Source organism: Streptomyces yatensis (genome assembly GCF_018069625.1).
Taxonomy (GTDB): domain Bacteria; phylum Actinomycetota; class Actinomycetes; order Streptomycetales; family Streptomycetaceae; genus Streptomyces; species Streptomyces yatensis.
The window spans coordinates 870,500-895,165 of the sequence record NZ_CP072941.1 but is presented as its reverse complement, the minus strand read 5'-3'; the positions used below and the strand labels follow the sequence as shown (position 1 = coordinate 895,165).

22 protein-coding genes are annotated in these 24,666 nt (G+C 73.3%); 8 read left to right on the top strand and 14 right to left on the bottom strand.

Annotated elements, in window-relative coordinates:
• Window positions 1-26 precede the first annotated feature (26 nt).
• Both J8403_RS03435 and J8403_RS03430 read left to right on the top strand, forming a co-directional pair.
• On the top strand, window positions 27-1,454 hold the full coding sequence (locus J8403_RS03435) for an NAD(P)/FAD-dependent oxidoreductase (protein WP_211121793.1): 1,428 nt from the start codon (window positions 27-29) through the stop codon (window positions 1,452-1,454).
• Window positions 1,451-2,704 (top strand): NAD(P)/FAD-dependent oxidoreductase, encoded by a 1,254-nt coding sequence (locus J8403_RS03430; RefSeq protein WP_211121792.1) that lies wholly within the window; start codon window positions 1,451-1,453, stop codon window positions 2,702-2,704. The genes J8403_RS03435 and J8403_RS03430 overlap by 4 nt, the downstream gene beginning before the upstream one ends.
• 26 nt (window positions 2,705-2,730) lie before the next feature.
• Here J8403_RS03430 and J8403_RS03425 read toward each other — a convergent pair whose 3' ends face one another.
• Window positions 2,731-3,120: an RNA-binding S4 domain-containing protein gene (locus tag J8403_RS03425; RefSeq protein WP_211121791.1), complete on the bottom strand. Its 390-nt coding sequence runs from the start codon at window positions 3,118-3,120 to the stop codon at window positions 2,731-2,733.
• Window positions 3,121-3,150: 30 nt separating this feature from the next.
• Here J8403_RS03425 and lpdA point away from each other — a divergent pair, with 30 nt between their 5' ends.
• Window positions 3,151-4,551, top strand: coding sequence for a dihydrolipoyl dehydrogenase (lpdA, locus tag J8403_RS03420; RefSeq protein WP_211121790.1), 1,401 nt, complete (start codon window positions 3,151-3,153; stop codon window positions 4,549-4,551).
• Window positions 4,552-4,616: 65 nt separating this feature from the next.
• Entirely contained in the window at window positions 4,617-7,274 is a 2,658-nt protein-coding gene (locus J8403_RS03415; RefSeq protein WP_343245248.1) for a SpoIIE family protein phosphatase, read from the top strand.
• A gap of 71 nt (window positions 7,275-7,345) precedes the next feature.
• Here the strand turns inward: J8403_RS03415 and J8403_RS03410 are convergent, their stop codons facing one another.
• The 6 genes from J8403_RS03410 to J8403_RS03385 form a co-directional block, all read right to left on the bottom strand.
• The gene (locus J8403_RS03410; protein ID WP_211121789.1) at window positions 7,346-8,344 is read right to left on the bottom strand and encodes an MBL fold metallo-hydrolase; all 999 of its coding nucleotides are present in this window, start codon (window positions 8,342-8,344) and stop codon (window positions 7,346-7,348) included.
• A gap of 311 nt (window positions 8,345-8,655) precedes the next feature.
• Window positions 8,656-10,158 (bottom strand): glutamate synthase subunit beta, encoded by a 1,503-nt coding sequence (locus tag J8403_RS03405; protein WP_211121788.1) that lies wholly within the window; start codon window positions 10,156-10,158, stop codon window positions 8,656-8,658.
• A 38-nt stretch (window positions 10,159-10,196) separates the two neighbouring features.
• Entirely contained in the window at window positions 10,197-11,255 is a 1,059-nt protein-coding gene (locus J8403_RS03400; RefSeq protein ID WP_211121787.1) for an NAD(P)H-dependent flavin oxidoreductase, read from the bottom strand.
• Entirely contained in the window at window positions 11,255-11,992 is a 738-nt protein-coding gene (locus J8403_RS03395) for a CoA-transferase subunit beta (RefSeq protein ID WP_211121786.1), read from the bottom strand. Before J8403_RS03395 ends, J8403_RS03400 begins: the two co-directional genes overlap by 1 nt.
• Entirely contained in the window at window positions 11,989-12,852 is an 864-nt protein-coding gene (locus J8403_RS03390) for a CoA transferase subunit A (RefSeq protein ID WP_343245247.1), read from the bottom strand. Before J8403_RS03390 ends, J8403_RS03395 begins: the two co-directional genes overlap by 4 nt.
• Before the next feature lie 6 nt (window positions 12,853-12,858).
• Window positions 12,859-13,614: an enoyl-CoA hydratase family protein gene (locus tag J8403_RS03385; protein WP_211121785.1), complete on the bottom strand. Its 756-nt coding sequence runs from the start codon at window positions 13,612-13,614 to the stop codon at window positions 12,859-12,861.
• Window positions 13,615-13,693: 79 nt separating this feature from the next.
• Here J8403_RS03385 and J8403_RS03380 point away from each other — a divergent pair, with 79 nt between their 5' ends.
• The 3 genes from J8403_RS03380 (at window position 13,694) to J8403_RS03370 (ending at window position 16,736) form a co-directional block, all read left to right on the top strand.
• Window positions 13,694-14,509, top strand: a complete 816-nt coding sequence (locus J8403_RS03380; RefSeq protein WP_211121784.1) for an SDR family oxidoreductase — start codon at window positions 13,694-13,696, stop codon at window positions 14,507-14,509.
• 1 nt (window position 14,510) lies between these two features.
• Window positions 14,511-15,425 (top strand): SDR family oxidoreductase, encoded by a 915-nt coding sequence (locus J8403_RS03375; protein WP_211121783.1) that lies wholly within the window; start codon window positions 14,511-14,513, stop codon window positions 15,423-15,425.
• A gap of 132 nt (window positions 15,426-15,557) precedes the next feature.
• On the top strand, window positions 15,558-16,736 hold the full coding sequence (locus J8403_RS03370; RefSeq protein ID WP_246585666.1) for a serine hydrolase domain-containing protein: 1,179 nt from the start codon (window positions 15,558-15,560) through the stop codon (window positions 16,734-16,736).
• Window positions 16,737-16,782: 46 nt separating this feature from the next.
• Here J8403_RS03370 and J8403_RS03365 read toward each other — a convergent pair whose 3' ends face one another.
• Entirely contained in the window at window positions 16,783-17,775 is a 993-nt protein-coding gene (locus tag J8403_RS03365) for a patatin-like phospholipase family protein (protein ID WP_211121782.1), read from the bottom strand.
• 68 nt (window positions 17,776-17,843) lie between these two features.
• Window positions 17,844-18,224: a hypothetical protein gene (locus J8403_RS03360; RefSeq protein ID WP_246585665.1), complete on the bottom strand. Its 381-nt coding sequence runs from the start codon at window positions 18,222-18,224 to the stop codon at window positions 17,844-17,846.
• Here J8403_RS03360 and J8403_RS03355 point away from each other — a divergent pair.
• The gene (locus J8403_RS03355; RefSeq protein WP_211121781.1) at window positions 18,223-18,825 is read left to right on the top strand and encodes a phytoene desaturase family protein; all 603 of its coding nucleotides are present in this window, start codon (window positions 18,223-18,225) and stop codon (window positions 18,823-18,825) included. The genes J8403_RS03360 and J8403_RS03355 overlap by 2 nt on opposite strands.
• On the opposite strand, the gene J8403_RS03350 is transcribed toward J8403_RS03355, so the two are convergent.
• From J8403_RS03350 to egtA, 5 genes are all read right to left on the bottom strand, one after another.
• Window positions 18,795-20,033: a transglycosylase family protein gene (locus J8403_RS03350; protein WP_211121780.1), complete on the bottom strand. Its 1,239-nt coding sequence runs from the start codon at window positions 20,031-20,033 to the stop codon at window positions 18,795-18,797. The genes J8403_RS03355 and J8403_RS03350 overlap by 31 nt on opposite strands.
• A gap of 266 nt (window positions 20,034-20,299) precedes the next feature.
• Window positions 20,300-21,265, bottom strand: coding sequence for an L-histidine N(alpha)-methyltransferase (gene egtD / locus J8403_RS03345; protein ID WP_211121779.1), 966 nt, complete (start codon window positions 21,263-21,265; stop codon window positions 20,300-20,302).
• On the bottom strand, window positions 21,262-22,017 hold the full coding sequence (gene egtC / locus J8403_RS03340) for an ergothioneine biosynthesis protein EgtC (protein WP_211121778.1): 756 nt from the start codon (window positions 22,015-22,017) through the stop codon (window positions 21,262-21,264). Before egtC ends, egtD begins: the two co-directional genes overlap by 4 nt.
• Window positions 22,017-23,345 (bottom strand): ergothioneine biosynthesis protein EgtB, encoded by a 1,329-nt coding sequence (egtB, locus tag J8403_RS03335; protein ID WP_211121777.1) that lies wholly within the window; start codon window positions 23,343-23,345, stop codon window positions 22,017-22,019. Before egtB ends, egtC begins: the two co-directional genes overlap by 1 nt.
• On the bottom strand, window positions 23,342-24,598 hold the full coding sequence (gene egtA, locus J8403_RS03330) for an ergothioneine biosynthesis glutamate--cysteine ligase EgtA (RefSeq protein WP_211121776.1): 1,257 nt from the start codon (window positions 24,596-24,598) through the stop codon (window positions 23,342-23,344). The genes egtB and egtA overlap by 4 nt, the downstream gene beginning before the upstream one ends.
• Window positions 24,599-24,666 lie beyond the last annotated feature (68 nt).

Genomic DNA, 24,666 nt, shown 5'->3' with positions numbered 1-24,666 from the left:
TTCGCACCACCGAGCAAGGGACCACAATGACCGTTACGACCACGGGTGACCTCCCCGGCGAGGTCTACGACGTGGCCATCATCGGCGCCGGGGTGGTCGGCACCGCCATCGCCCGCGAACTGGCCCGCCACCGGCTGCGGATCGCCCTCGTCGAGGCGTCCGACGACGTCGGGAACGGCACCTCAAAGGCCAACACCGCGATCCTGCACACCGGCTTCGACGCCACCCCGGGCACCCTGGAGGCCCGTCTGGTGCGCGAGGGCTACCAGCGGCTGACCGCCTACGCCGCCGAGACCGGCATCCCGCTCGAACCGCTCGGCGCGCTCCTGGTCGCCTGGGACGCCGAACAGCTCGCCGCACTGCCGTCCCTCGCCGAGAAGGCGGTGCGCAACGGCTACGACGAGACGAGCATCCTCGACGCGGACGCGGTCTACGCCCGCGAACCCCATCTGGGACCCGGCGCCCTCGGCGCGCTCGAAGTCCCCGGGGAGAGCATCATCTGCCCCTGGACGACGACGCTCGCCTACGCCACCCAGGCGGTGCGCGCGGGCGTCGCCCTGCATCTGAACTGCCCGGCCGGGGCCATCACCACCGGCGAGGACCACCACGAGATCGCCACCCCGCGCGGGGTGCTGCGCACCCGTCACCTGGTCAACGCCGCCGGGCTGTACTCGGACGAGATCAACCGGCGGCTCGGCCACGGGGAGTTCACCGTGACCCCGCGCCGCGGCCAGCTGATCGTCTTCGACAAGTTCGCCCGCGGCCTGGTCGACCACATCCTGCTGCCGGTGCCCACCGCGCTCGGCAAGGGAGTCCTGGTGGCGCCCACCGTGTACGGCAATGTGATGCTCGGCCCCACCGCCGAGGACCTCGACGACAAGACCGCCACCGGATCGTCGGCGGACGGACTGGCCTCGCTCCGGGAGAAGGGCGCGCGGATCATGCCGGAGCTGCTGGCGGAGGAGGTCACCGCGGTCTACGCCGGACTGCGCGCCGCCACCGAGCACGGCGACTACCAGATCCACGCCGACCCCGGCCGCCGGTATGTCGCCGTGGGCGGCATCCGGTCCACCGGACTCACCGCCTCGATGGCCATCGCCGCGCATGTGGCCGAGCTCCTCACCGAATGCGGTCTCGACCCCGGGCCCGAGCGGGAGATCGAGCCCGTGCGGATGCCCACCATCGGCGAGGCGTTCCCACGCCCCTACCAGCGCGCCGATCTCATCGCCGCCGACCCCGCGTACGGCACCGTGGTCTGCCACTGCGAACGCGTCACCCGGGGCGAGATCCGCGACGCGCTGACCGCCACCGTGCCACCGGGCTCGCTGGAGGGCCTGCGGCGCCGCACCCGGGCCCTCGGCGGGCGCTGCCAGGGCTTCTTCTGCGGCGCCGCGGTGCGCGCCCAGTTCGACGCGGCCACCGCGGCCCAGGACCGGACGGAGGCCCGGCGATGACCCCCACCGACCGTACCCACCGCACCGTCGACGTGCTGGTCATCGGGGCCGGACCGGCCGGACTCGCGCTCGCCGCGCGCCTGGCCGCCGCCGGGGTGGACCGGGTCGAGGTCCTCGACCGCGAACCGCAGGCGGGCGGCGTTCCCCGCCACTGCCACCACACCGGATTCGGACTGCGCGATCTGCGCCGGGTGATGAGCGGCCCCGACTACGCCCGCCACCACATCGCCGCCGCCACCCGCGCCGGAGCCGTGCTGCGCACCTCGGTCACGGCCACCGGCTGGGCGGCGCCGAGGACCGTGGACATCACCGGCCCGACGGGCCTGGAACGCATCACCGCGACCGCCGTCGTCCTGGCCACCGGCGCCCGGGAACGCCCGCGCAGCGCCCGGTTGGTGCCCGGCACCCGGCCGGCGGGTGTCCTCACCACCGGACAGCTGCAGCAGGCCGTCCATCTGCACCATCAGCACGTCGGCCGGCGCGCCGTCATCGTCGGCGCGGAACGCGTGGGCTACTCCGCGGTGGCCACCCTGCGCCGGGCCGGGGCCGAGGTCGCCGCCATGGTCACCGACCAGCCCCGCCACCAGACCCATCCGGCACGCCACCTCGCCACCCGGCTGCGCTCTGGCTTTCCGCTGGTCACCGACGCCACCGTGACCGAACTGACCGGCCAGGGGCGGCTGGAGAGCGTGCGGCTGCGGCACCGGGACGGCAGGACGGCCGCCGTCGCCTGCGACACCGTGGTGTTCACCGGCGACTGGATCCCCGACCACGAACTGGCCAGAAGCGCCGGAATCGCCCTCGACCCCGGCACCCGGGGCCCCGCCGCCGACGCCGAGTTCCGCACCGGCGAACCCGGGGTCTTCGCCGTGGGCAATCTGCTGCACCCCGTGGAGACCGCCGATATCGCCGCCCTCGACGGCCGGTTGGCCGCCGGGCCCGTGCTGCGCCATCTCGCCGGGCGGCCGTGGACCCCGGGGGCGCTGCCCGTGCGGGTCGAGGCGCCGCTGCTATGGGTCTCACCCAACCGGATCGCCCCGGACGGGCCCCGTCCGCCGCGTGGCCGCTTCACCCTGCGCACCACGCGGTTCCTGACCCGGCCGGTGCTCACCGTCGCCCAGGACGGCCGGACGCTGCACCGCGGGCGCCTGCCCCGCACGGTGGCGCCGGGCCGGCCGTTCCACCTGCCCGCCGACTGGATCGTCGGGGCCGACGCACACGGCGGCCCCGTACGGATCACGGTGGACTGACCGGACCTCGGTGGACCGACCGGCTCTCAGCCGAGGTCGCCGGGCGCACCGCGCAGCCGCTCCATCTCGCGCCGGTCGCGCTTGGTGGGGCGGCCCGCCCCGCGGTCGCGCAGCCCGATCGGCACCGTGTGCTCGCGCGGCGGCGGAGGCGGGCTGTTGTCGACGAAGCACTCCGCGGCCACCGGCGCGCCGACCCGCTTGCGCACGATGCGCGAGACCACCACGACCCGGTCGCGTCCCGCATGGCGCAGCCGCACCTCGTCTCCGGACCGCACCGGGTGCGCGGGCTTGACGCGCTCGCCGTTGACCCGGACGTGCCCCGCGCGGCAGGCCGAGGACGCCATCGAGCGCGTCTTGGTCAGCCGCACGGACCAGATCCAGCTGTCCACCCGTACGGACCCCTCGTCTGAAGCCATACCCCGACTCTAATGTCTAAGGTGCGACGCATGAGCGCACATTTCGACGTGGTGGTTCTGGGAGCCGGGCCGGGTGGCTATGTCGCCGCGATCCGCGCCGCCCAGCTGGGCCTGACCACGGCCGTCGTCGAGGAACGCTACTGGGGCGGCGTCTGCCTCAACGTGGGCTGCATCCCGTCCAAGGCTCTGCTGCGCAACGCCGAGCTGGCCCAGCTGTTCATCCATGAGGCCGAGAACTTCGGCATCCGGGTGAACGGCGATGTGACCGTGGACTACCGCGGCGCGTTCGAGCGCAGCCGCAAGGTGGCCGACGGACGGGTCAAGGGCGTCCACTATCTGATGAAGAAGAACAAGATCACCCAGTACGACGGACGGGGCACCTTCACCGGGCCCCACGAGCTGCGCGTCAGCCTCTCCGACGGTGACACCGAGACGGTCACCTTCGACCACTGCGTCATCGCCACGGGCTCGATCACCAATCTGCTGCCCGGCACCTCCCTGAGCGAGCGGGTGGTGACCTACGAGGAGCAGATCCTCGCCCCCGCCCTGCCCGGCAGCGTCCTGATCGCGGGCGCGGGCGCCATCGGCGTGGAGTTCGCGTACATCATGCACAGCTACGGGGTGCAGGTGACGCTGGTGGAGTTCATGGACCGGATCGTGCCCCTGGAGGACGAGGAGGTCTCCGCCGAACTCACCCGCCGCTTCCGCAGGCTCGGCATGAACATCCTGACCTCCACCCGGGTGGAGGCGATCAACGACGCGGGCCCCGCGGTCAAGGTCATGGTGACCACGGGCGGCCAGCGGCAGACCCTGCAGGCCGCCCGGGTGCTGCAGGCCATCGGATTCCGGCCGCGGGTGGACGGATACGGGCTGGAGCACACCGGCGTCCGGCTGACCGAGCGGGGCGCCGTCGACGTGGACGGACACTGCCGCACCAATGTGCCGCACATCTTCGCCATCGGCGACGTCACCGCCAAGCTGATGCTGGCACACGCCGCCGAGGCCATGGGCATCGTCGCGGCGGAGACCATCGCCGGGGCCGAGACCATGGAGCTCGACTATGTGATGATCCCGCGCGCCACCTTCTGCCAGCCGCAGATCGCCAGCTTCGGCTGGACCGAGGCCCAGGCGCGGGAGCGCGGCTTCGACGTCCAGGTGGCGAAGTTCCCGTTCACCGCCAACGGGAAGGCCCAGGGCCTCGGCGACCCCGTCGGCTTCGTGAAGCTCATCAGCGACGGCCGCCACGGCGAGCTACTGGGCGGCCATCTCATCGGCCCCGAGGTCACCGAGCTGCTGCCCGAGCTCACCCTCGCCCAGCAGTGGGATCTGACCGTGCACGAGGTGGCCCGCAACATCCACGCCCATCCGACCCTCAGCGAGGCGGTGAAGGAGGCCGTCCACGGGCTCGCCGGACACATGATCAATCTCTGACGGCCGATGCCCCGCCCCGGCCGCCACCGGGTGTGCGACCCGGGGATATGCGCTAGACAGAGCATGTGAAGGTGCGCTCGGCGCTGGGCTCGCGCAGTGTCGGCGGGCAGGTGTGCGCCCTGATGCTGATCATCGTGACGCTCCTGGTGCTCGCCGCGGGTGCCACGCTGTCCCTCCAGGCCCGCAGCAGCGGGGACAGCCAGGCCCGGGCCAGTGCCCTGACCGTCGCGCGGACCGTCGCCCTCGCCCCCGGCGTCCAGCGGGCGCTGGAGTCCCGCAACCCCTCCACGACCCTCCAGCCCTATGTCGAGAAGGTCCGGCACCGGACCGACGTCGACTACATCGTGGTGACCTCCCCCGGGGGCATCCGCTGGACCCATCCCAATCCGAAGCTGCTCGGCAAGCACATCGGCCGCAGCCTCTATCCGGCCACGGCGGGCCGGCCCTTCACCGACAGACTCCCGGGCATCACCCGCTCGGCACCCTCGATCCGCGCCGCCGTGCCGGTCACCGACGACCGCGGCCGGGTGATCGGCATCGTCAACGCCGGGGTCTCCATCCCCTCCGTCGGCCGGACGGTCGGCCGCCAACTGCCGGTGATCTACGCCTCCACGGCGTTCGCCCTCGTCCTGGGCGGGGGCGGCGCGGCTCTCGTGGCCCGGCGGCTGCGGCGCCAGACCCACCGGCTCGGCCCCGCCGAGATCACCAGGATGTACGAACACCACGACGCCGTGCTGCGCAGCGTCAAGGAGGGGGTGCTGATCGTCGACGACGAGGGGCGGCTGCAGCTCGCCAACGACGAGGCGCTGCGTCTGCTGGGCCTCACACCCGACGCGCACGGACGGCAGATCACCGACGTCGGCCTGCCCCCGGAGCTCGCCGGACTGCTCGCCTCCGGCCGTGCGGCCACCGACGCGGTGCACCAGGTCGGGGACCGGCTGCTGGTGGTCAACCAGCGCCCTGCGGAGCGGGACGGAGCGCCCTGGGGCAGCGTCGCCACCCTGCGGGACACCACCGAGCTGCGCGCCCTGACGGACAAGGCCGACCGGGCCTACGCACGCCTGCGGCTGCTGTACGAGGCCGGTGTCCGGGTGGGTAGCAGCCTCGACATGGAAGGGACCGCCCAGGAACTGTCCCGGGTCGCCGTGCCGCGCTTCGCCGACTACGCCACCGTCGATCTGCACGAGGCCGTCCTGCGCGGCGAGGAGCCGGGCGACCGGGAGTCGCCGCTGCGCCGGGTCGGCTTCAGCGGCATCCGGCAGGACCCCCCGCTGCGCCGGGTCGGCGAGCGCGTCTCCGCCTTCCCCGTCACCCAGCGGGCCGGCGGCACCGGCCAGGCGCGCGTTGTCGCCGTGGAGCAGTTGCCGTCCTACTCCGACTGGACGCCACAGGAGCCCGAGCGGGTGGGATGGCTGGTGGCGTACGGCATCCGCTCGCTGCTGACCGTGCCGCTCAGCGGGCGCGGCGTCCGGCTGGGCCAGGTGGCGTTCTGGCGCTCGGGGGACGCCCCGCCGTTCGATGAGGAGGACCGCTCCTTCGCCGAGGAGTTGGCCGGCCAGGCGGCCGTCGCCATCGACAACGCCCGCCGCTACGCGCGCGAGCACGCCACCACACTGGCCCTCCAGGAGAGCCTGCTGCCGCGCGGCCGCCCCGAACAGCAGGCCGTCGTCGCCGCCCAGCGCTATCTGCCCGCCCCCGGTGGGGTGCGAGGCGACTGGTTCGACGTCATCCCCCTGTCGGGGGCCCGGGTCGCCCTCGTCGTCGGCGATGTCGTCGGCCACGGACTGCACGCCGCCGCGACCATGGGCCGGCTGCGCACCGCCGTGCTCAACTTCTCCGTCGTGGACCTTCCCCCCGATGAGCTGCTCGCCCGGCTCGACGACGTGGTCGACCAGGTCGACCGGGAGGACACCGCCGTGAACGGCGGTGTCGGGGCGGTCGGGGCCACCTGTCTGTACGCGGTCTACGACCCGGTCTCCCGGCACTGCACCCTGGCGCGGGCCGGTCATCCGCCCCCGGCCCTGGTCCACCCCGACGGCTCCGCGGCCTTCCTCGACCTGCCCGCCGGACCGCCGCTGGGACTCGGCGGCCGGCTCTACGAGGCGACCGAGACGCAACTGCCCGAGGGCAGCCGCCTCGTCCTCTACACCGATGGACTGGTCCGCGACCGCGAACGGGACCTGGTGACCGGGCTCGACCACCTGCGTGACGCCCTCACCGACGCCGACCCCGACCCGGAGCGGGCCTGCGACGCCGTGATGGCCGCCCTGCTCTCGCCGCGCCGCACCGACGACGTCTGCCTGCTCATCGCCCGTACCACCGCCCTGGACGAGCGCCGGGTGGCCTCCTGGGAGCTGCCGCCGGACCCGGAGGTCGTGGCCCGGATGCGGGCGGCCGTCGCCCGCACCCTGGCCGACTGGAACCTGGAGGAGGCCGCCTTCACCACCGAACTGGTGGTCAGCGAGCTGCTCGGCAACGCCATCCGGCACGCCGTCGGCCCCGTGCGGCTGCGCCTGATGCACAACCGGGCACTGATCTGCGAGGTCGCCGACGGCAGCACCACCGCACCGCATCTGCGCCGGGCGGGCAGCACCGACGAGGGCGGACGCGGGCTGTTCCTCGTCGCCCAGATGGTCCAGCGCTGGGGCACCCGCTACACCAAGAACGGAAAGATCATCTGGACCGAGCAGGATCTGTCGGCCGCGGAACGCGCCCCGCGCTGACACCGGCCCGTACGGACCGGGCCCGGCGGCCCTCCGTGGCTCCCGTCGCCGGAGTGCCGCCGGGGGCGCGGTCAGGCCGAGGCCGTCGCCGCGTCCTCGCGCCGCTCCCATGCCACCTGGGCGAGGTCGGCCATGGTGGCCACGAGATCCGCCGGCTCGTCCGTGCCGTTCAGATGCCGGTACTCCGAACCCACCGTGATCACCAGCCGCTCGGGCAGGCCCAGCGCCGGATGGGTGTTCTCGGCGATCAGGGTGCGGGCGGCCTCCAGGGCCGGTACCCCCGCCGTGTGCAGCTCCCGGGTGCGGTCCCGCAGCTGCTCCAGATAGCCGATGTGGCCGCGGACCCCCTCCCGGTCGAGGACCGGCCCATGGCCGGGGACGATCACCTCGGCACCGGTCGAGAGCACCCGCTCGCACGCGGAGATCACATTGTCCAGGGGGCCCGCCCAGTGCACCGCGTGGTCGCCCGGGTCCTGGGGGCCGGAGGCGAAGATGACATCGCCGGTGAACGCCACCCTCTGCCGCGGCAGATACGCCACCAGATCGCCCGTGGTGTGCGCGGACGGCAGACTGAACAGCCGCACCGGCACCTCGCCCACGCGCAGGTCGAGTTCGCCCACGAAGGTGAGGGTGGGCTCGACCACCTCGGTGCCGGACCAGTCGAACCGCCCGAAGTGCCGCTGGAGATACCAGCCGAGCGGAGTCGCCGGATCGCTGCCGTGCACCAGGGCGTGCAGCTGCTGCGGCGAGGGCTCGTACTCGATATGGCCGAGCGCCTCGCGGGTGGCGACGATCTCCGCGTCCGGTACGACCTCCGCGCCCCACAGATGGTCGCCGTTGGCATGGGTGACGATCACCCGCTCGATCCGGCTCCCGCCGGGCAGCAGGGCGCGGCTGCGCTCCAGGAAGTCACCGGCCATCCGCCGGTCGTAGGGGGTGTCGATCCAGGCGGCGGCGCCGTCGGGCGAGACGATCAGACCGCAGTTGGCCAGCCCCCATCCGGCGCTGGGGGTGGGGGACCAGATGTGCACACCGTCGGCCACGGTGAGGAGGGGCGATTGCGAGATCATGGACGCACACTATTCCCGCGCCGTACGCCCGCGGCAGGCGGCCCGCCCTCCGGGCACCGGTGTACGGGCGCGACGGTTCCAGATGCCGGTGTCCGTGTGCCGGTGTCCGTGCACGTGTCCGTGTGCGCAGATGTCCACGTGCGCAGATGTCCACGTGCGCAGGCGTCCGGCCACCGGTGTCCGTGTGCGCAGGCGTCCGGCCACCGCTGTCGGCCACCGGCCAAGGCCACCGATGTCGGCCACCGGCCAAGGCCACCGGTGTCGGCCACCGGCACCGGGACACCGGCCAAGGCCACCGGAGTGCCGCTCCGTCAGGCCGTCATCGGGCGGTCGGCCGGCCCGACCGGCGCCGGGAGCGTCGTGGAGCCCGCGAGATAGCGGTCCACGGCGGCCGCGGCGGAGCGGCCCTCGGCGATCGCCCAGACGATCAACGACTGGCCACGGCCCGCGTCGCCCGCCACGAACACCCCGTCCGCGCCGGTGGCGAAGGACGCGTCGCGCACGACGGTGCCGCGCTCGTCGAGCTCCAGCCCGAGCTGGTCGAACAGCCCGCTCTCCGGCTCCGCGCCACGGAAGCCGAGGGCCAGCAGCACCAGATCGGCCCGGAGCACCCGCTCCGCGTCCGGTCCGGGCTGCCCATCGGCCCGGGACCCGATCAGGCGCAGCGCCCGGACGCCGCCGTGCGGCCGCCCCGCGTCCGGTGCCGTCCCCTCGAAGCGGACGGTGGTCGCGGAGAAGACCCGCGCGTCCACGTCCGCCTCCGGAGAGGCCGCCAGCTCCATGGCCTCCTCATGGGCGGCGGACATCCGGTAGATCTTGGGGTAGGTGGGCCAGGGCTCGCCGTCGGCCCGTTCGTCGCCGGGGCGGGGGTGGATGTCCAGCTGGGTCACGGAGGCGGCGCCCTGCCGCAGCACGGTGCCCAGGCAGTCCGCGCCGGTGTCCCCGCCGCCGATGATGACGACATGCTTGCCCTCGGCGGTGATCGGCGGCCGGGCGTAGTCGCCCTCGCGCACCCGGTTGGCCATCGGCAGATACTCCATCGCCTGATGAATCCCGGCCAACTCCCGTCCCGGTACGGGGAGTTCGCGCCAGGCCCGGGCGCCCACCGCTATCACGAGCGCGTCGTAGCGCGCCCTGAGCTCGGCGGCGTCCAGATCGCTGCCGACGTCCACACCGGAGCGGAACTTGGTGCCCTCCGCGCGCATCTGCCCCAGCCGCCGGTCAAGATGGCGCTTCTCCATCTTGAACTCGGGGATGCCGTAGCGGAGCAGCCCGCCCACCCGGTCGTCGCGCTCGTACACCGCCACGGTGTGTCCCGCGCGGGTGAGTTGCTGGGCCGCTGCCAGGCCCGCGGGCCCCGAGCCGATCACGGCGACGGTCCGGCCGGACAGCCGCTCCGGTGGCTTGGGGGTCACATATCCGCTCTCCCAGGCCCGGTCGGCGATGGCCACCTCGACGTTCTTGATGGTGACCGCCGGCTGGTTGATGGCCAGCACACAGGCGCTCTCACAGGGGGCCGGGCACAGCCGGCCGGTGAACTCGGGAAAGTTGTTGGTCGCGTGCAGCCGCTCGCTCGCGCGCAGCCAGTCGTCACGGGAGACCAGGTCGTTCCACTCCGGGATGAGGTTCCCCAGCGGGCAGCCCTCGTGGCAGAACGGGATGCCGCAGTCCATGCAGCGGTCCGCCTGGGCGTTGACGATGGGCAGCAGGGCGCCGGGTGCCTGGACCTCGTTCCAGTCCCGCACCCGCTCGTCCACCGGACGGCGGGGCGGAAGACGACGGGGTGTGGTGAGGAAACCCTTGGGATCGGCCATGATGACCTCCCACTACCCGTGTCATGGTCTGGCCGCTTTCACCCCACTGTACGACCGCCGGTCAGCCGGTCCAGGGTCGTGGCGGCCTCGGCCATGATCCGGTCCACCAGATCCGCGCAGCAGGGCAGATCCTCGATCACCCCGGCCACCTGTCCGGAGGCCATCACCCCCGTGTCGGTGCGGCCGTCCACCATCGACGCCTTCAGCAGCATCGGGGTGGTGGCGGCCAGCAGGACCTGGCTCCAGGTGAGGTCCTTGCCGTGCCGCAGGGCCAGCCCGTCGCGCACCATCCGCGGCCAGCTCAGCCCGGCCAGTCGACGGAAGGCGGCGGCGTGGCGCACGGCGCGCAGCAGTGCGGCGGTGCGGCCGGAGCGCTCCAGGGAGTCGACCAGTTCGCTGCGGAGCATCCGGTGCGGGAGCCCGTCCACCGCCGTGGTGACGGTGACATCGGTGACCGCCGCCGCCAGATAGCGGGCCTTCACGGCGTCCGGGACGGTGCTGTCGGAGGTGAGCAGGAATCGGGTGCCCATCGCGATCCCCGCCGCCCCGTAGGCGAGCGCGGCCGCCAGCCCCCGTCCGTCGTGGAAGCCGCCCGCGGCCACGACCGGGATGTCCACCGCGTCCACGACCTGGGGGAGCAGCACGGTGGTGGCCACCTGTCCGGTGTGGCCGCCGCCCTCGGCGCCCTGCACCACCACCGCGTCCGCGCCCCAGCCCGCGACCTTCTCCGCATGGCGCCGGGCGCCCACGGACGGGATGACCACCACGCCCGCGTCCTTCAGCAGGTCGATCAGCTCGCGCCTGGGGGCCAGCGCGAACGAGGCGACCCGCACCCCCTCCTCGATGATGATGCGCACCCGCTCCCCGGCGTCCCCGGCGTCGGCGCGCAGATTGACGCCGAAGGGCGCGTCGGTGCGGGCGGCCACCTCGCGGACGGCCGAGCGCAGCCGCTTCGGCGACATGGTCGCGGAGGCCAGGATGCCCAGCGCCCCGGCGTTCGCCACGGCCGACACCAGCCGGGGCCCGGCCACCCACCCCATGCCCGTCTGGACGAGCGGGTGGCGCACTCCGATGAGCCTGGTCAGTGGGGTGTCCATCAGGACGGCACCTCCCGCTCGCGGGCCCCCTCCGGGTCGATGACCTCCCGGATCAGCCGCAGCTCGGCAGGGGTCGGCTCCCGGGTGTACGGGACGTCGTCGGCGATGTCGAGGGGGAACCCGGTGGCCTCCCGCACCGCCTCGGCGGTCACCCCCGGATGCAGGGAGCGCACCCGCAGGGTGCGGTCGGGCGTGGCGAAGTCGAGGACCGCGAGATCGGTCACCACACACCGGAGCTCATGGAAACGGGCGGCGGGCCCGATGGCCGCCGCCCGGTCGTAGCCGACCCCGCACACCATGTCGACGTGTTCGACGAAGACCCGCCGTGAGTGCCGGGGCACCCAGTAACTCGTGGGGTTGTTGAGGGTGTTGACCGGCGCTCCGCGCACCCCCAGCAGCTGCCGCCTGGGCCGCTTCCAGTCGCCGACGCACGCGATGTTCTGATTGCCGTGCCGGTCGAGCTGGCTCGCGCCCATCATCACATGGCGCCGCCCGCCGGTGACCAGCGCCAGATGCGCCCGGTACGGCAGCCACCCCTCCACCACCTCCGGATCGCCGCCGACGATCATCGCCTCGCCGTCCGTCAGCAGCAGCTCGGGCGCGAAGGTGAGCCTGGCCAGCCGGGCGCCGACCCTGGGCACCGCACCCATCGGGGCGGCCAGGATCTCCCCGTCGCCCCGCCATGCCTCGGCGCAGGCCACCACGCAGTATTCGGCCCGGGTCACCCCGCCGGTCATACGCCCTCCCTCCCGAACGCCGCCACCGCGGCCCGGTACCGCTCCTCGTCCCCGGACAGAAACCGCTCGGTGAACTCCCGCCACGCCTCCGGATCGGCGGCCGCCTTGGCGTAGGCGCTCTGGAACGCCTCGTCCCGCTCGTAGTCGGGGGCGCAGGAGGTGAAGTGCGCGCCCCGCGGGGTCTCGATCACACCGGTCACCGCATGCCGTTTGACCAGCAGCGTCCGCGGGCCGCCCGCGGTGGCGAACTCGCCGGTGGCGACGATGCGTTCGCATGAGAGATACGCCTCGGCCGCCGCCTCGCAGAACAGGTCGTCGAAGTACGGATCGGGCCCGAGGTACTGCCCGTTGCCCTGCGCGTCCGCCCGGTTGAGGTGCACCAGCGCCACATCCAGCCGCAGCGCGGGCACCGCCACCAGCTCCTCCCCGTCCTCGTACGGCGAAGTGACCGTCCGCAGCGAGGGGTTGACCGTCATGACGTCCGAGCCCAGGCCCGCCCGGACGGGCAGGAACGGCAGGCGGTGCACGGCGGCGGTCAGCCCCCACATCATCATCGCCTCGTCCAGCTCGGTCAGTTCGATCTCCCCCCGCTCGCGGGCCGCCCGGAAGTGCGGCTCCAGGGGGATCGAGTCGAGGGTCGCGAACGCCGTCACCAGCCTGCGGATCTTCCCGGCGGCGGCCAGCAGCCCCACGTCGGGGCCGCCGAAGGAGACCACCGTCAGATCGGTGACCTCCGACCGCAGCAGCGCGCGGACCAGGGCCATGGGCTTGCGCCGTGAGCCCCAGCCGCCGATGCCGACCGTCATCCCGCTGCGGATCCGGCCGACGGCCTCCTCGGCCGTCATCGTCTTGTCGGCCAACGCCGCTCACCCCTTCCCGGTGCCCTTGGCGACGAACGCGTCGCGGTGTCCATCGGACAGCCCCGCCAGATTGGCCTCGAAGGTGAAGCCCTGCTCGAAGCGGTAGCTGCGGCGCACATCGACCGGGTCGATGCCGTTGATGGCCGCCTTCGCCAGGCGCAGCAGCGCACCGTCCTTGGCGGCGATCTCACCGGCCAGCTCCAGCGCCGCCTCCCGCAGCGCGGCGCGCGGCACGACCCGCCACACCGAGCCATGGCGGTGCAACTCCCCGGCGGTCGCGGTGCGCGAGGTGTAGTACAGCGCGCGCATCAGATGCTGCGGGACCAGCCGCGCCAGATGGGTGGCCGCGCCCAGCGCGCCCCGGTCCAGCTCGGGCAGGCCGAACGTGGCGTCCTCGCTCGCCACGATCGCGTCGGCGTTCCCGGCCAGCCCGATGCCGCCGCCCAGGCAGAAGCCGTGGACGGCGGCGACGACCGGGACCGGGCAGTCATAGACGGCGGCGAACGCCTCGGCACAGCCGTGGTTGGCGCCGATGAGCGCCGTATGGCCCTCGGCCGCCTGGATCTCCTTGATGTCCACGCCCGCGTTGAAGCCCCGGCCCTCGGCGGCCAGCACCACACATCGCACCGATGGATCGGCGCCCGCGCCGCGCAGCGCCGCGGCCAGCTCGTACCAGCCCTGGACGGGCAGGGCGTTGACGGGTGGGAAGTCCATGGCGACCAGGCGGACGCCGGCCGCCGGTGCGGAGGTGGAGACACCCATGAGCAGATCCGCTACCTTTCCACCAAACATTTGTTAGGTGAGAAGGTAGCAGTGCTCACCGCACAGCGGGAGGTGTCTCGTGGCCGTCACCATCGATCTCGCCGGGCGCGTCGCCGTGGTCACCGGCGGCACGCGCGGCGTCGGGGCGGGGATCACCCGGGCCCTGCTCAGCGCCGGGGCCGAGGTGGTGATCTGTGCGCGCCACGCCCCCGGCAAACCCGTCGAGGCGGACGGGCGCACCGCGAGCTTCGAACAGCTCGACGTCCGGGACGCGGACGCGGTCGCCGCGTTCTTCGACCGGCTGCGCCGCTCCCACGGGCGGCTCGACCTGCTGGTCAACAACGCCGGAGGAAGCCCCTACGGGCTGATCGCCGAGGCCGGGCAGCGGCGCGCCGCCCGGGTCGTCGAACTCAATCTGATCGCTCCCATGACCGTCTCCCTGAGCGCCTATGAGCTGATGCGCCATCAGGAGGGCGGGGGCTCGATCGTGATGATCGGCAGCGTCAGCGGCACCCGGCCGTCCCCCGGCACCGGACCCTACGGCGCCGCCAAGGCCGGGCTGGAGAACCTCGCCCGCACCCTGGCCGTGGAGTGGGCCCCCGCGGTCCGGGTCAACACGCTCGTGCTCGGCATGGTCCGCACCGAACTGTCGCATCTGCACTACGGGGACGAGGAGGGCGTCGCGGCCGTCGGCCGGACCGTGCCGCTCGGCCGGCTGGCCGAGCCCGTCGAGGCCGGTACCGCCTGTGTGTTCCTCGCCTCCGGGCTGGCCGAGTACATCAGCGGCGCCAGCATCGCCATCCACGGAGGCGGGGAGCGCCCCGCGTTCCTCGACGCCGCCAACGTCAACCAGCCGGCCCCCGGCACCGGCCGGGCCGACCGACGGGAGAGCTGAGATGAGCGGACTCTGCGACGGGCGCGTCACCGTCGTCACCGGAGCGGGCCGCGGCCTCGGACGGGCGCATGCGCTCGCCTTCGCCGCCGAGGGCGCCAAGGTCGTCGTCAACGATCTCGGCGTGGCCCCGGACGGTGCCGGGGCGTCGGCGGGCCCGGCCCGGGAAGTCGTCGAGGAGATCCGGGCCGCGGGCGGGGAAGCGGTCGCGCACGGCGGGGACATCGCCACCACCGACGGCGCCGCCTCCCTCGTCGCCACCGCCCTCCACACCTACGGCCGGCTCGACACCCTCGTCAACAACGCCGGATTCCTGCGCGACCGCATGCTCGTCAACCTCGGCGAGGACGACTGGGACGCGGTCATCCGCGTCCACCTCAAGGGTCACTTCCTGCCGCTGCGGCACGCCGCCGCCCACTGGCGCGCCGAGGCGAAGGCGGGCCGTGCGCCGGTCGCGCGGGTGGTCAACACCAGCTCCGGGGCCGGGCTGCTGGGCAGCGTCGGACAGGGGAGCTATTCCGCGGCCAAGGCCGGGATCCTCGGCCTGACCTCGGTGGCCGCCGCCGAACTGGGCCGCTACGGAGTCCAGGTCAACGCCATCGCACCGGCGGCCCGCACCCGGATGACGGAGACGACGTTCGCCGGGGCCATGGCCGCCCCGGACGACCCCGCCGCCTTCGACGCGATGGCCCCCGCCAATGTCTCACCGCTCGTCGTCTGGCTCGGCTCGGCCGCCTGCGCCGGGGTCACGGGCCGGGTCTTCGAGGCGGAGGCCGGGCGGATCACCGTCATGGAGGGCTGGCGGCCGGGCCCGACCGCCGAGAAGAGCGCCCGCTGGGACCCCACGGAGGCGGGCGAGGCCGCGCGGAAACTCCTCGCCGAGGCCGAACCGCCACGACCGGCCTACGGGGCACCCTGACGGGCTCTCCGGCCCCTACGGGGTGGGGACAACCCCCGTAAGGGACGGACGGCAGCGGGATGGGAGCCCGGTGCGCCGCGACGGCACGATGATCCGCGAACGGCACACGGGGACAAGGCGAGGAGCGGGTTCGTGGGAGTTCGGGTCAAGCGCGCGGCGCTGTGGACGGGGATCGGCGCGCTGGCGGTGACGGCGACCGTCACCATCGCCACGGCCCAGGGGGAGCCGTCCGGGCCGCCGGCACCGGCCGGCTTCGAGGAGGCCGTCGGCCGGACGGTGAAGGACGGGTTCCCGGGCGCGGTGGCCTATGCGCGGCGCGGCGGCGACGAGTGGCGGACGGCGGCCGGGGTCGCGGACCGGGCGACCGGCGAACGTGCCCGGCCGGAGCAGCGGTTCCGGATCGCCAGCAACACCAAGGCGTTCGTCTCCACGGTGCTGCTGCAACTCGAGGGCGAGGGGCGGCTCTCACTCGACGACAGCGTGGAGAGGTGGCTCCCCGGCGTCGTCCAGGGGAGCGGCAACGACGGTAAGGCCGTCACCATCCGCCAACTGCTCAACCACACCTCGGGGATCTACGACCCCACCACCGAAGCCTCGTTCTTCGCCCCCTATCTGGAGGACGGCGACCGGGACCACGTCATCACCCCGCGCGAGGTGATCGCCCGCTCGGTCCGGCACCAGCCGGAATTCGCCCCCGGCAAGGGCTGGTCGTACTCCAACACCAACTATCTGCTCGCCGGCCTGGTGATCGAGGCGGTCACCCACCGCTCCGCGCCCGACGAGATCCACCGCAGGATCCTCGCCCCGCTGGGGCTGACGGACACCTCCTTCCCGGTGACCGACCCCGAGGTGCACGGCTCCCATCTGCACGGCTACGACCTCCAGGGCCGCGATATGACGCGGTTCAGCCCCTCCTACGACTGGACCGCCGGAGCCATGATCTCGACCGTCGACGAGCTGGCCCGGTTCGAGCGGGCGCTCTTCGGCGGCGAGTTGCTGCGTCCCGCCCAGCAGCGCGAGCTGAAGACCCCGGTGGAGTTCCCCGACGCCCCGGCGTACGGACTCGGGGTGCAGCGCATGGAGGTGCCGTGCGGCACCGGCGCGGAGCGGCAGGCCGAACCGCTCACCGCCTGGGAGACCGACGGCGCGGGCCCCGGCTACACCAGCGTCTCGCTCACCACCGACGACGGTGAGCGTCAACTGGTCCTGGCCGCCACCGCCTACGACCTCGCCGCGGAGCTCAAGGGCGACCCGCCCGTACCGGACAGCAAGGGGCTGCTGAAGGCGCAGACGGCGGTGCTGTGCGACTGAGCGCCGCGCAGTGGGGAGGAGCCGGGGGGAGGGCCCGCCACCCCGCTCAGGAGCGGGCCGCCGGGGCGAACTGGGCCGTGATGGCCCGGCGGCCCGCCTCGAGAGCCTCCTCCAGCAGAGCGCTGTCCGTTTCCAGACGGCTGATGGCCGGTGCCGCGGCATCGGGGCGGACGGACAGCACGGCGGGGTCGGTGGGCGCTTCGGCGGCGTCGGTGTCGTAGGCGGCCAGCAGCCGGTCGTCGTCGGCCAGCCGGGCGGGCCGGTTCAGGAAGGCGGCGCGGAACTGAGGGGTGTACTGGCGGAAGGCCACCGCGGCGACGAGCCGGGAACCCATCGACGGGGTGGCGCGGAGCGCGGGGGCCTCGGCCGGCGGTCGGCTGCGGAGGACGAGGACATGGGTCGCGCCGTCCCGCAGCGCCTGGCGGAACGGGATCGACTCGGCCAGCCCGGCGTCGTAGAAGCGGCGCCCGCCGAGGGTGACCGGACCTCCCGCCAGCACCGGCAGCGCGGCGCTCGCCCGCAGGGCCAGGCGGAGGGCGACCTCGTCCGTCAACTCCTCGTGCAGATCCGCCGGTTGGCCGGTTTCGAGCTCCGTGGCCAGCGGATGCAGGGCGATGGGTGCGGCGAGCACCGAGGCGTAGTCCAGTGGGAATTGGCGGATGTAGACCTCTTCGATCAGGGTCTCGATATCGACCATGGGCCGCCCGCGCAGCAGATTGCGCTTCCTGATGAGCGCGCTGGCGAAGCGCGGGTCGGCCCAGCCGCGCAGGCCCTCCGGCCGCGAACTGACCAGCCAGGCCGCCGAGATGGCCCCCGCCGAGGCCCCGTACACCGCGTCGAACGCGTTCAGCAGCCCCAGCTCGTGCAGGGCCAGCGCCATACCGGCCGACAGCGTGCCGCGCATCCCGCCGCCCTCGATCGCCAGCACCACCCGGTATCCGTCCGTACGCGCCCCGGGCAGGCTGCCGGCCTCCGTCCGGTCGGCGAGCACCTTCATCAGCCGGTGGCGGTCGAGGCCGCGCTGGGACTGCTCCGTCACTTCTCGTCTCCTTGGGGGCGATGCCGGCCGCGGGCGAAGGTGCGGCTCCCGAATCGCCGTCGTAGCCACTACTGCGCCGCGGTCATCAGTATCGGCACACAGCGGGCCCGGTGCAGCAGGGTGGTGAAGCGCGAGGCGAGGTCCGGATGGCCGGCGGCCGCGGGATGCAGGCGGTCCGCGCCCTCGGGCCCGTTCAGCCTGGGCGCGGGGTCGGCCTGGTAGCGGCAGACGAGCCAGGCGCTGTCGGTGCGCAGCGTCACCCGCACCCCGGACGGCATCGCCGCCCGGCCCAGCCCGCCCTCGGGGAGATACAGCGCCGCCTCCTCGCGCGGCAGCCGCCAGGGGGCGGTCCACCCGGGGCCGCGCTGCAGCGACACCGCACCCCGGTAGCGCAGCCGTGGATCGTCGTGGCGGATGTCGAGCGGGGCGCGGACGGGGTGGGTCTGCATGAGCGCGAGTCTGGCACCCCCCTACGACACCTACTCCTCATGGCATCCGCTGTTCGTCCCCGGCCCGGCGTACGCGCGTCCCGGGGAGCTGCTGCACTGCCATGGGCTGGAGTACCGCAACACCGACGAGTGGGTCACCGCCAGCGTGGACGACGGCCGGCTCACCCTGGCCCACCGCGATCCGCGGCGCACCGCCGAGGGTTTCGCGCACGACGAGGACCGGGCCGCGTATCTGGCCGCGCTCGGCCGGCTGGGCGAGAACATGGCGGCGATCGGCGGCCTGATGAGCGGTGAGCTCCGCTCGCCGGCCGTCTTCCGCCAAGTGGCCGCGCTGCTCCGCGGCAGGGGTGGAGCGGTGGCTGCGCTCGGTGGCCACCAGACAGAGCTTTCTCTGGCGCCCCCTGCCCTCCTCCGGACGGCATGCGAGCGACATCCGCGGGCTCTGGCACATCGGCGCCTCCACCCACCCGGGGCCGGGGCTGGGCGGCGGCTCCGGGCACATGGTGGCCACCACGCTCACCACAGGGGCCCGATTCGCCCGCCTGCCCCGGCTCTCACCCGGGCGCCGGATCAGAGGCTGACGCCGTGTGACCGCAGATAGGCCAGCGGATTGACATCCGAGCCGTAGCCGGGGCCGGTGCGGATCTCGAAGTGGAGATGGGGTCCGGTGGCGTTGCCGGTCGAGCCGGAACGGCCGATCTGCTGGCCGCCGTTGACGCTCTGCCCGGCCCGCACCGACAGCTGCGAGAGATGGGCGTACTGGCTGTACTTGCCGTCCGGATGCCGGATGACCACCTGATAGCCGTACGCGTCGCCCCAGCCCGCCGAGACCACATGGCCCGTGCCCACGGCCTTCACCGAGGTGCCGATGCCGACAGGGAAGTCCACGCCCGTGTGATAGCCGCTCGACCAGCTGGAGCCGGCCGCCCGGTAGGCGGTGCTCGGGTTGACGCCGCTGACCGGGGCGGTGAAGCCCGAGGAGGCGACGCGCTTGGTGTGCTGTTCCCGGCTGCTGCGCGGCTTCTCGGCCTTCGGCCGCGGTGCGGGCTTCGCCTTGGGCTTCGGCTTGGGCTTTTCCTTGGTCTGGTGGTGGCGCTCGGGTTCCGCCTTGGGCTTGGCGGTGGCCTTACCGCCCTTCAGGGAGAGCTTCTGACCGGGGTAGATCAGATCCGGATCGCCGCCGATGGCCTCGCGGTTGCTCGCGTAGAGCGCCTCCCAGCCTCCGGTGACATCGTGGGAGTCGGCGATACCGGACAGCGAGTCGCCGCTGACGACCACATAGCGGCCGGACTTCGTGGAGTTGTGCCCCGGGAGGCTGGTGGGGGTGGGCTTGCTCGCCGCCGCCTGCCGCACCTTCTCGGCCCGCTGTGCCTTCTCGGCCGGGGCGGCGGACGTCTTGACGATCTTCGGCGCACTCTGCGGCGCCGCGTCGCCCCGCGTCAGCCCGGCCTTCCCCGAGCACACCGGCCAGGCGCCGGGGCCCTGGCCGTCGAGCACCTTCTCGGCGATCGCGACCTGCTGGTCCTTGGTGGCCAGATCGGCCCGTCCCGCGTAGGCGGTGCCGCCGTACGCCTCCCATGTGCTCTGCGTGAACTGCAGCCCGCCGTAGAAGCCGTTGCCGGTGTTGATGTCCCAGTTGTCGGTGGACTCGCACTGGGCGACCTTGTCCCAGGTCTCGCCCGAGGCCGCGGACGCACCCGCGGCGCCGATGAGCGGAAGGGCGATTCCGGCGCCGCCCGCCGTGACGCTCAGTGAGGCACGGGAGATGCGGTTGGGCTTGTAACGGCGGTGGCGTCCCCGTAAGGGCATGGACGGCTCCTTCTCGTGCTGCCGGGTGCGGCGCGCTGCCGGGCGGGCCAAAGATAAGGGGGCCGATTTGGCCACAACAAGAGGGGGATCGCCTGGAAAAAGGGCCACAGCGCGCTGTGCTGCGGCCCTCTTCGGCTTATGTGATGTGCATCACACTATTTCTGTCGGTGGTTCGACCGGAACGCAGGGTGACGGGCGCGCCCGCGAACGAGCCACCGCCCGGGGTCGGGGCCCCGGGCGGCGGAGTGCGGTGAGCTGTTGGACGGTCAGCGGCGGACGGCCAGCGACACCGCGAAGCGGCCCTGCGCGTCGGTCCACCAGCGCCGCGAGTCCATCCCCGCGGCGGCCAGTTCGGCCCGCACCTTCTCCTCCCGGAACTTGCTGGACACCTCCGTACGGACCTCCTCCCCGGCCGCGAAATGGACCGCGAGATCCATGGCGGGGATCTTCGCGGTGAGGTCCTTACGGGCCCTCAGCCGCATCTCGATCCACTCCTCCTCGGCGTTCCACATCGCCACATGGTCGAATTCGGAGGGGTCGAAGTCGGCGCCCAGTTCGCGGTTGAGCACCGCCAGCACGTTCTTGTTGAACGCCGCGGTGACCCCCTGTGCGTCGTCGTAGGCGGAGACCAGCGTGGCCTCGTCCTTGACCAGGTCGGTGCCGACCAGCAGCGCGTCGCCGGGCGCGAGCAGGTCGCTCACCGAGGCGAAGAACGCGGCCCGCTCGGCCGGCAGCAGATTGCCGATCGTGCCCCCGAGGAAGGCCAGCAGCCGCGGACCCGGGGTGTCGTCGGGCAGCGCGAGCCCGTTCATGAAGTCGGCGACCAGCGCGTGCACCGTCAGCCGTGGATGCTCGGCCAGCAGCGCCTCCCCGGCCAGTTCCAGTGCGCTCTCGCTCACGTCGACCGGGACGTAGACGCGCAGATCCGGCAGCGCCCGGATCAGGTGGCGGGTCTTCTCCGAGGAGCCGGAGCCCAGTTCGACCAGGGTGCGGGCTCCGGTGGCGTCGGCGATCTCCGCCGCGCGGGCGATGAGGATCTCCCGCTCGGCACGGGTCGGGTAGTACTCCGGCAGCCGGGTGATCTCCTCGAAGAGCGCGCTTCCCCGGGCGTCGTAGAACCACTTGGGCGGAAGCTGTTTGGGGGTGCTGGTCAGCCCGTCGGCCACATCGGCGCGCAGCGCGGCCGCGGTGGCATCGGCGGGCAGGGTGCGGGTGACGGTGAAGGGGCTCAACGGGAAGCCTCCTTAAGGGCGGTGAGCAGTACATCGGTGCGGGTGGCGGTGAGCAGGGTGCGGTCGGGGACCTCCGTCCAGCCGGGATCCTGGTCGTACGGCTCGGAGGCCACCACCACGCCCCGGTCCGGTTTGGCCAGGTACCACAGGGTGTCGCCCCAGGCGGTGGCGGCGATGGTCTCCCCGTCCATGAGCAGCAGGTTCAGCCGTGAGTCGGGGGACGCGCCGGCGAGCTGCTCGACGGCCTCGGCCAGCGCCTCCGGCGGCTCGTGGCCCAGCCGCAGCCGGCGCAGCACCAGCGCCCAGACGAACGCCGAGTCGCACCGTGCCTCCAGGCCGAGCAGATCCACGGGCGGCAGTGAGGCGGCGAGGTCCGCGACCGCGTGCGGCCAGTCGCGGAGCGCCCCGTTGTGGCTGAACAGCCACGTCCCGGCGGCGAACGGCGAGGCGCCCGCCTCGCCGTCCGCACTCGCCTCGGTGGCGTCCCTCACGGCGGCCATCAGCGCCCCGGTCCGCACCACGCGGGCCAGGTCGGCGAAGGACAGATCGCCCCAGATGGGCCCGGCGCGGCGGTAGCGCGCGGGCACCGGGTCGCCCGAGGCGTACCAGCCGACGCCGAACCCGTCGGCGTTGACCGTGCCGTGCGCCTGCCGCCGCGGCGCCCACGACTGCCGGAACAGGCTGTGCTCGGGCGCCATGACCACCTCGCCGATGGGGGTCCGCGGCCCGAGATACGCCAGATGCCTGCACATCAGGACGCGTCCCGCGCGGTGCGGAAACCCGAGAAGATCTGGCGGCGGACCGGCAGGTCCCAGTTGCGGAACGTGCCCCGGCAGACCACCTCGTCCACCGCGAAGGAGCCGCCGCGCAGCACCTTGTGCCCCGGGCCGAAGAAGACTTCCGAGTACTCGCGGTACGGGAAGGCACGGAACCCCGGGTAGGGCAGGAAGTCGCTCGAGGTCCACTCCCACACATCGCCGATGAGCTGCCGCACCCCCAGCGGGGAGGCCCCCTTCGGATAGCTGCCGGCCGGTGCGGGCCGCAGATGGCGCTGGCCGAGGTTGGCCTGGTCGGGCGCCGGATCGGCGTCGCCCCACGGATAGCGCCGGGACCGGCCGCTGTCCGGGTCGTGGCGGGCGGCCTTCTCCCACTCCTCCTCGGTCGGCAGCCGCCGCCCCGCCCAGCGGGCGTAGGCGTCCGCCTCGTACCAGCTCACATGCACCACCGGCTCCTCCGGTGGCACCGGCTCGGTCACCCCGAACCGGCGGCGCAGCCACTGCCCGCCCTCGCGCCGCCAGAACAGCGGGGCGGCGAGGCCGTGCTCCTGGATGTACGCCCAGCCCTCGGCCGTCCACCAGCGCCGCTCGCCGTAGCCGCCATCGGCTATGAACCGCTCGTACGCGCCGTTGGTCACCGGTGTGGTGTCGATGTGGAAGGCCGGGACCAGCCGGTGGTGCGCGGGCCGCTCGTTGTCCAGCGCCCAGGGCTCGGTCGAGGTGCCCATCGTGAACGGGCCGCCCGGGATCAGCACCTCCTCGGGCAGCGCCGCGCCGTCAGCCGTTTCGGGCGGCGGCGGGGCGGTGAGCGCCGCGGGTCCGCGGCGCAGCTGGTGGGTGATGAGCATCGTTTCGTCGTGCTGCTGCTCATGCTGCGCGATCATGCCGAAGGCGAAGCCCGCGTCGATCAGCGGGGCGCCGCGCAGCTCGATCCGCTCCAGGATGTCCAGCACCCGGCCGCGCACCTCGTGGACATAGCCGCGGGCCTCCGTGGGTGCCAGCAGCGGCAGGGAGGGCCGCTCGGCGCGCGGATGCTCGAAGGCGTCGTAGATCGAGTCGATCTCGGGACGCAGCGCCTCACGTCCGCCGACCGCGCGCAGCAGCCACTGCTCCTCCTGGTTGCCGATATGCGCCAGATCCCAGACCAGCGGGGACATCAAGGGGGAGTGCTGGGCGGTGAGGTCGGGCTCGTCCACGCATGTGGTGAGGGCGTGGGTGCGGTCGCGCGCGGTGCGCAGTGCCAGCTCGGCGCGCCGGCGCAGCGCCTCGGGATCGATGGTGAGGTCCGAGTCGGGGGCGGTCATGGCCGTCCCTCCTTACCGGTGAGAGGAGCGAGCAGATCGTCGGCGGGACATCGGCCGCGGGCCACATAGCGGTCGGTGAAGCCGGCGACGGCGGCGATGATGGCGGGGGAGGCGCCGATGCGGGGCAGCGCTTCCAGCGCCGTGGCGAAGCAGCTGACGGCGGCGGCGCGCAGCTCGGGGTCGGCCAGACCGTGACGAGCCGCGGCCCGCCACAGCCGATTGCCCGGTGCGGGGCGTGCGCCCGCCGTCTCGGCGAGCGGCTTCACCACCCGGTAAACCGTTTCAGCAGCCTGCGGATCGTCGAAGAGGGCGACCGTGACGGCGAGGGGGACGATCCAGCCGTCCTCACCGCTCTGCGCGTCGATCATGCGCAGTTCCAGATGGCCGCGCGGGCGGACGGGGGGAAAGAGCGTGGAGGCGTGGAAGTCGAGATCGTCGAGGGTGGGTGGCCGGGGAAGCCCCGTCCGGGCCCACTGGCGGAAGGTCACCCCGGACGGCACCGCCCAGGGCGCCTTCTCGTCCCGGATGGCCATCACGGGTGCGTCCAGCACATAGTGGACCCAGGCCGTGCGGGGATCCCCGCCGTCGGGCGGGGCGTGGGTGCGGCCGGGCTCCATCGCCGTCCACACCGCCTGCCGGGTGGAGCGGTAGCCCGTGGGGCGGCCCTGGCGCAGCGGCGAGTTGGCGAACGCGGCGGTCAGCACCGCGCCCAGCAGATGGGCGAGCCGCCAGCGCCGTGCCATCCCGAGCGGTCCGGGCTCCTCGTGTCCGGCGTCCACGCAGACCTGCACGGAGGCGGTGCTGCACATCATGGAGCGCCCGGCCGGCCCCCGGCGGTCGAAGTAGGTCTCCATGGACTCGTACCGGGGCGTGGTGAGGAACCGTCTCGGCGGGCGCCAGGGGTCGTGGCCATGGCCGGCCAGGCCGAGGCCGAGCCCGGCGAGAAGGGTTCGTACGAGGACCAGATCGGCGGCGGCGGACTCCACACACGCGGTGAGGGAGTCGGCCGGGAGGGAGCTGAGCTCCACCTGGCCGCCGGGTTCGAAGGTGATGGCGGACCGCAGCGGCAGTCCGCGCAGGGCGGTGACCGCGGCTTCGAGCCGGGCCGCCTCGATGGGTCGTGCGGGGATGTGCGGGTCGTACAGGAGCCATTCGAGCTCGACTCCGATGCGGCGCGGCGGCCCTGTCTTGAAGCAGATGCCGTGCAGCCGGGCCTCCATCTCGGCCTCGCTGATCGCCTTGTCGTCGGGCACTGTCGTTTCTCCCGTCCCGTTCCGGCATCGGCTCGCCGTGAAACGAGCCGATATGTCGCCGTCCACCT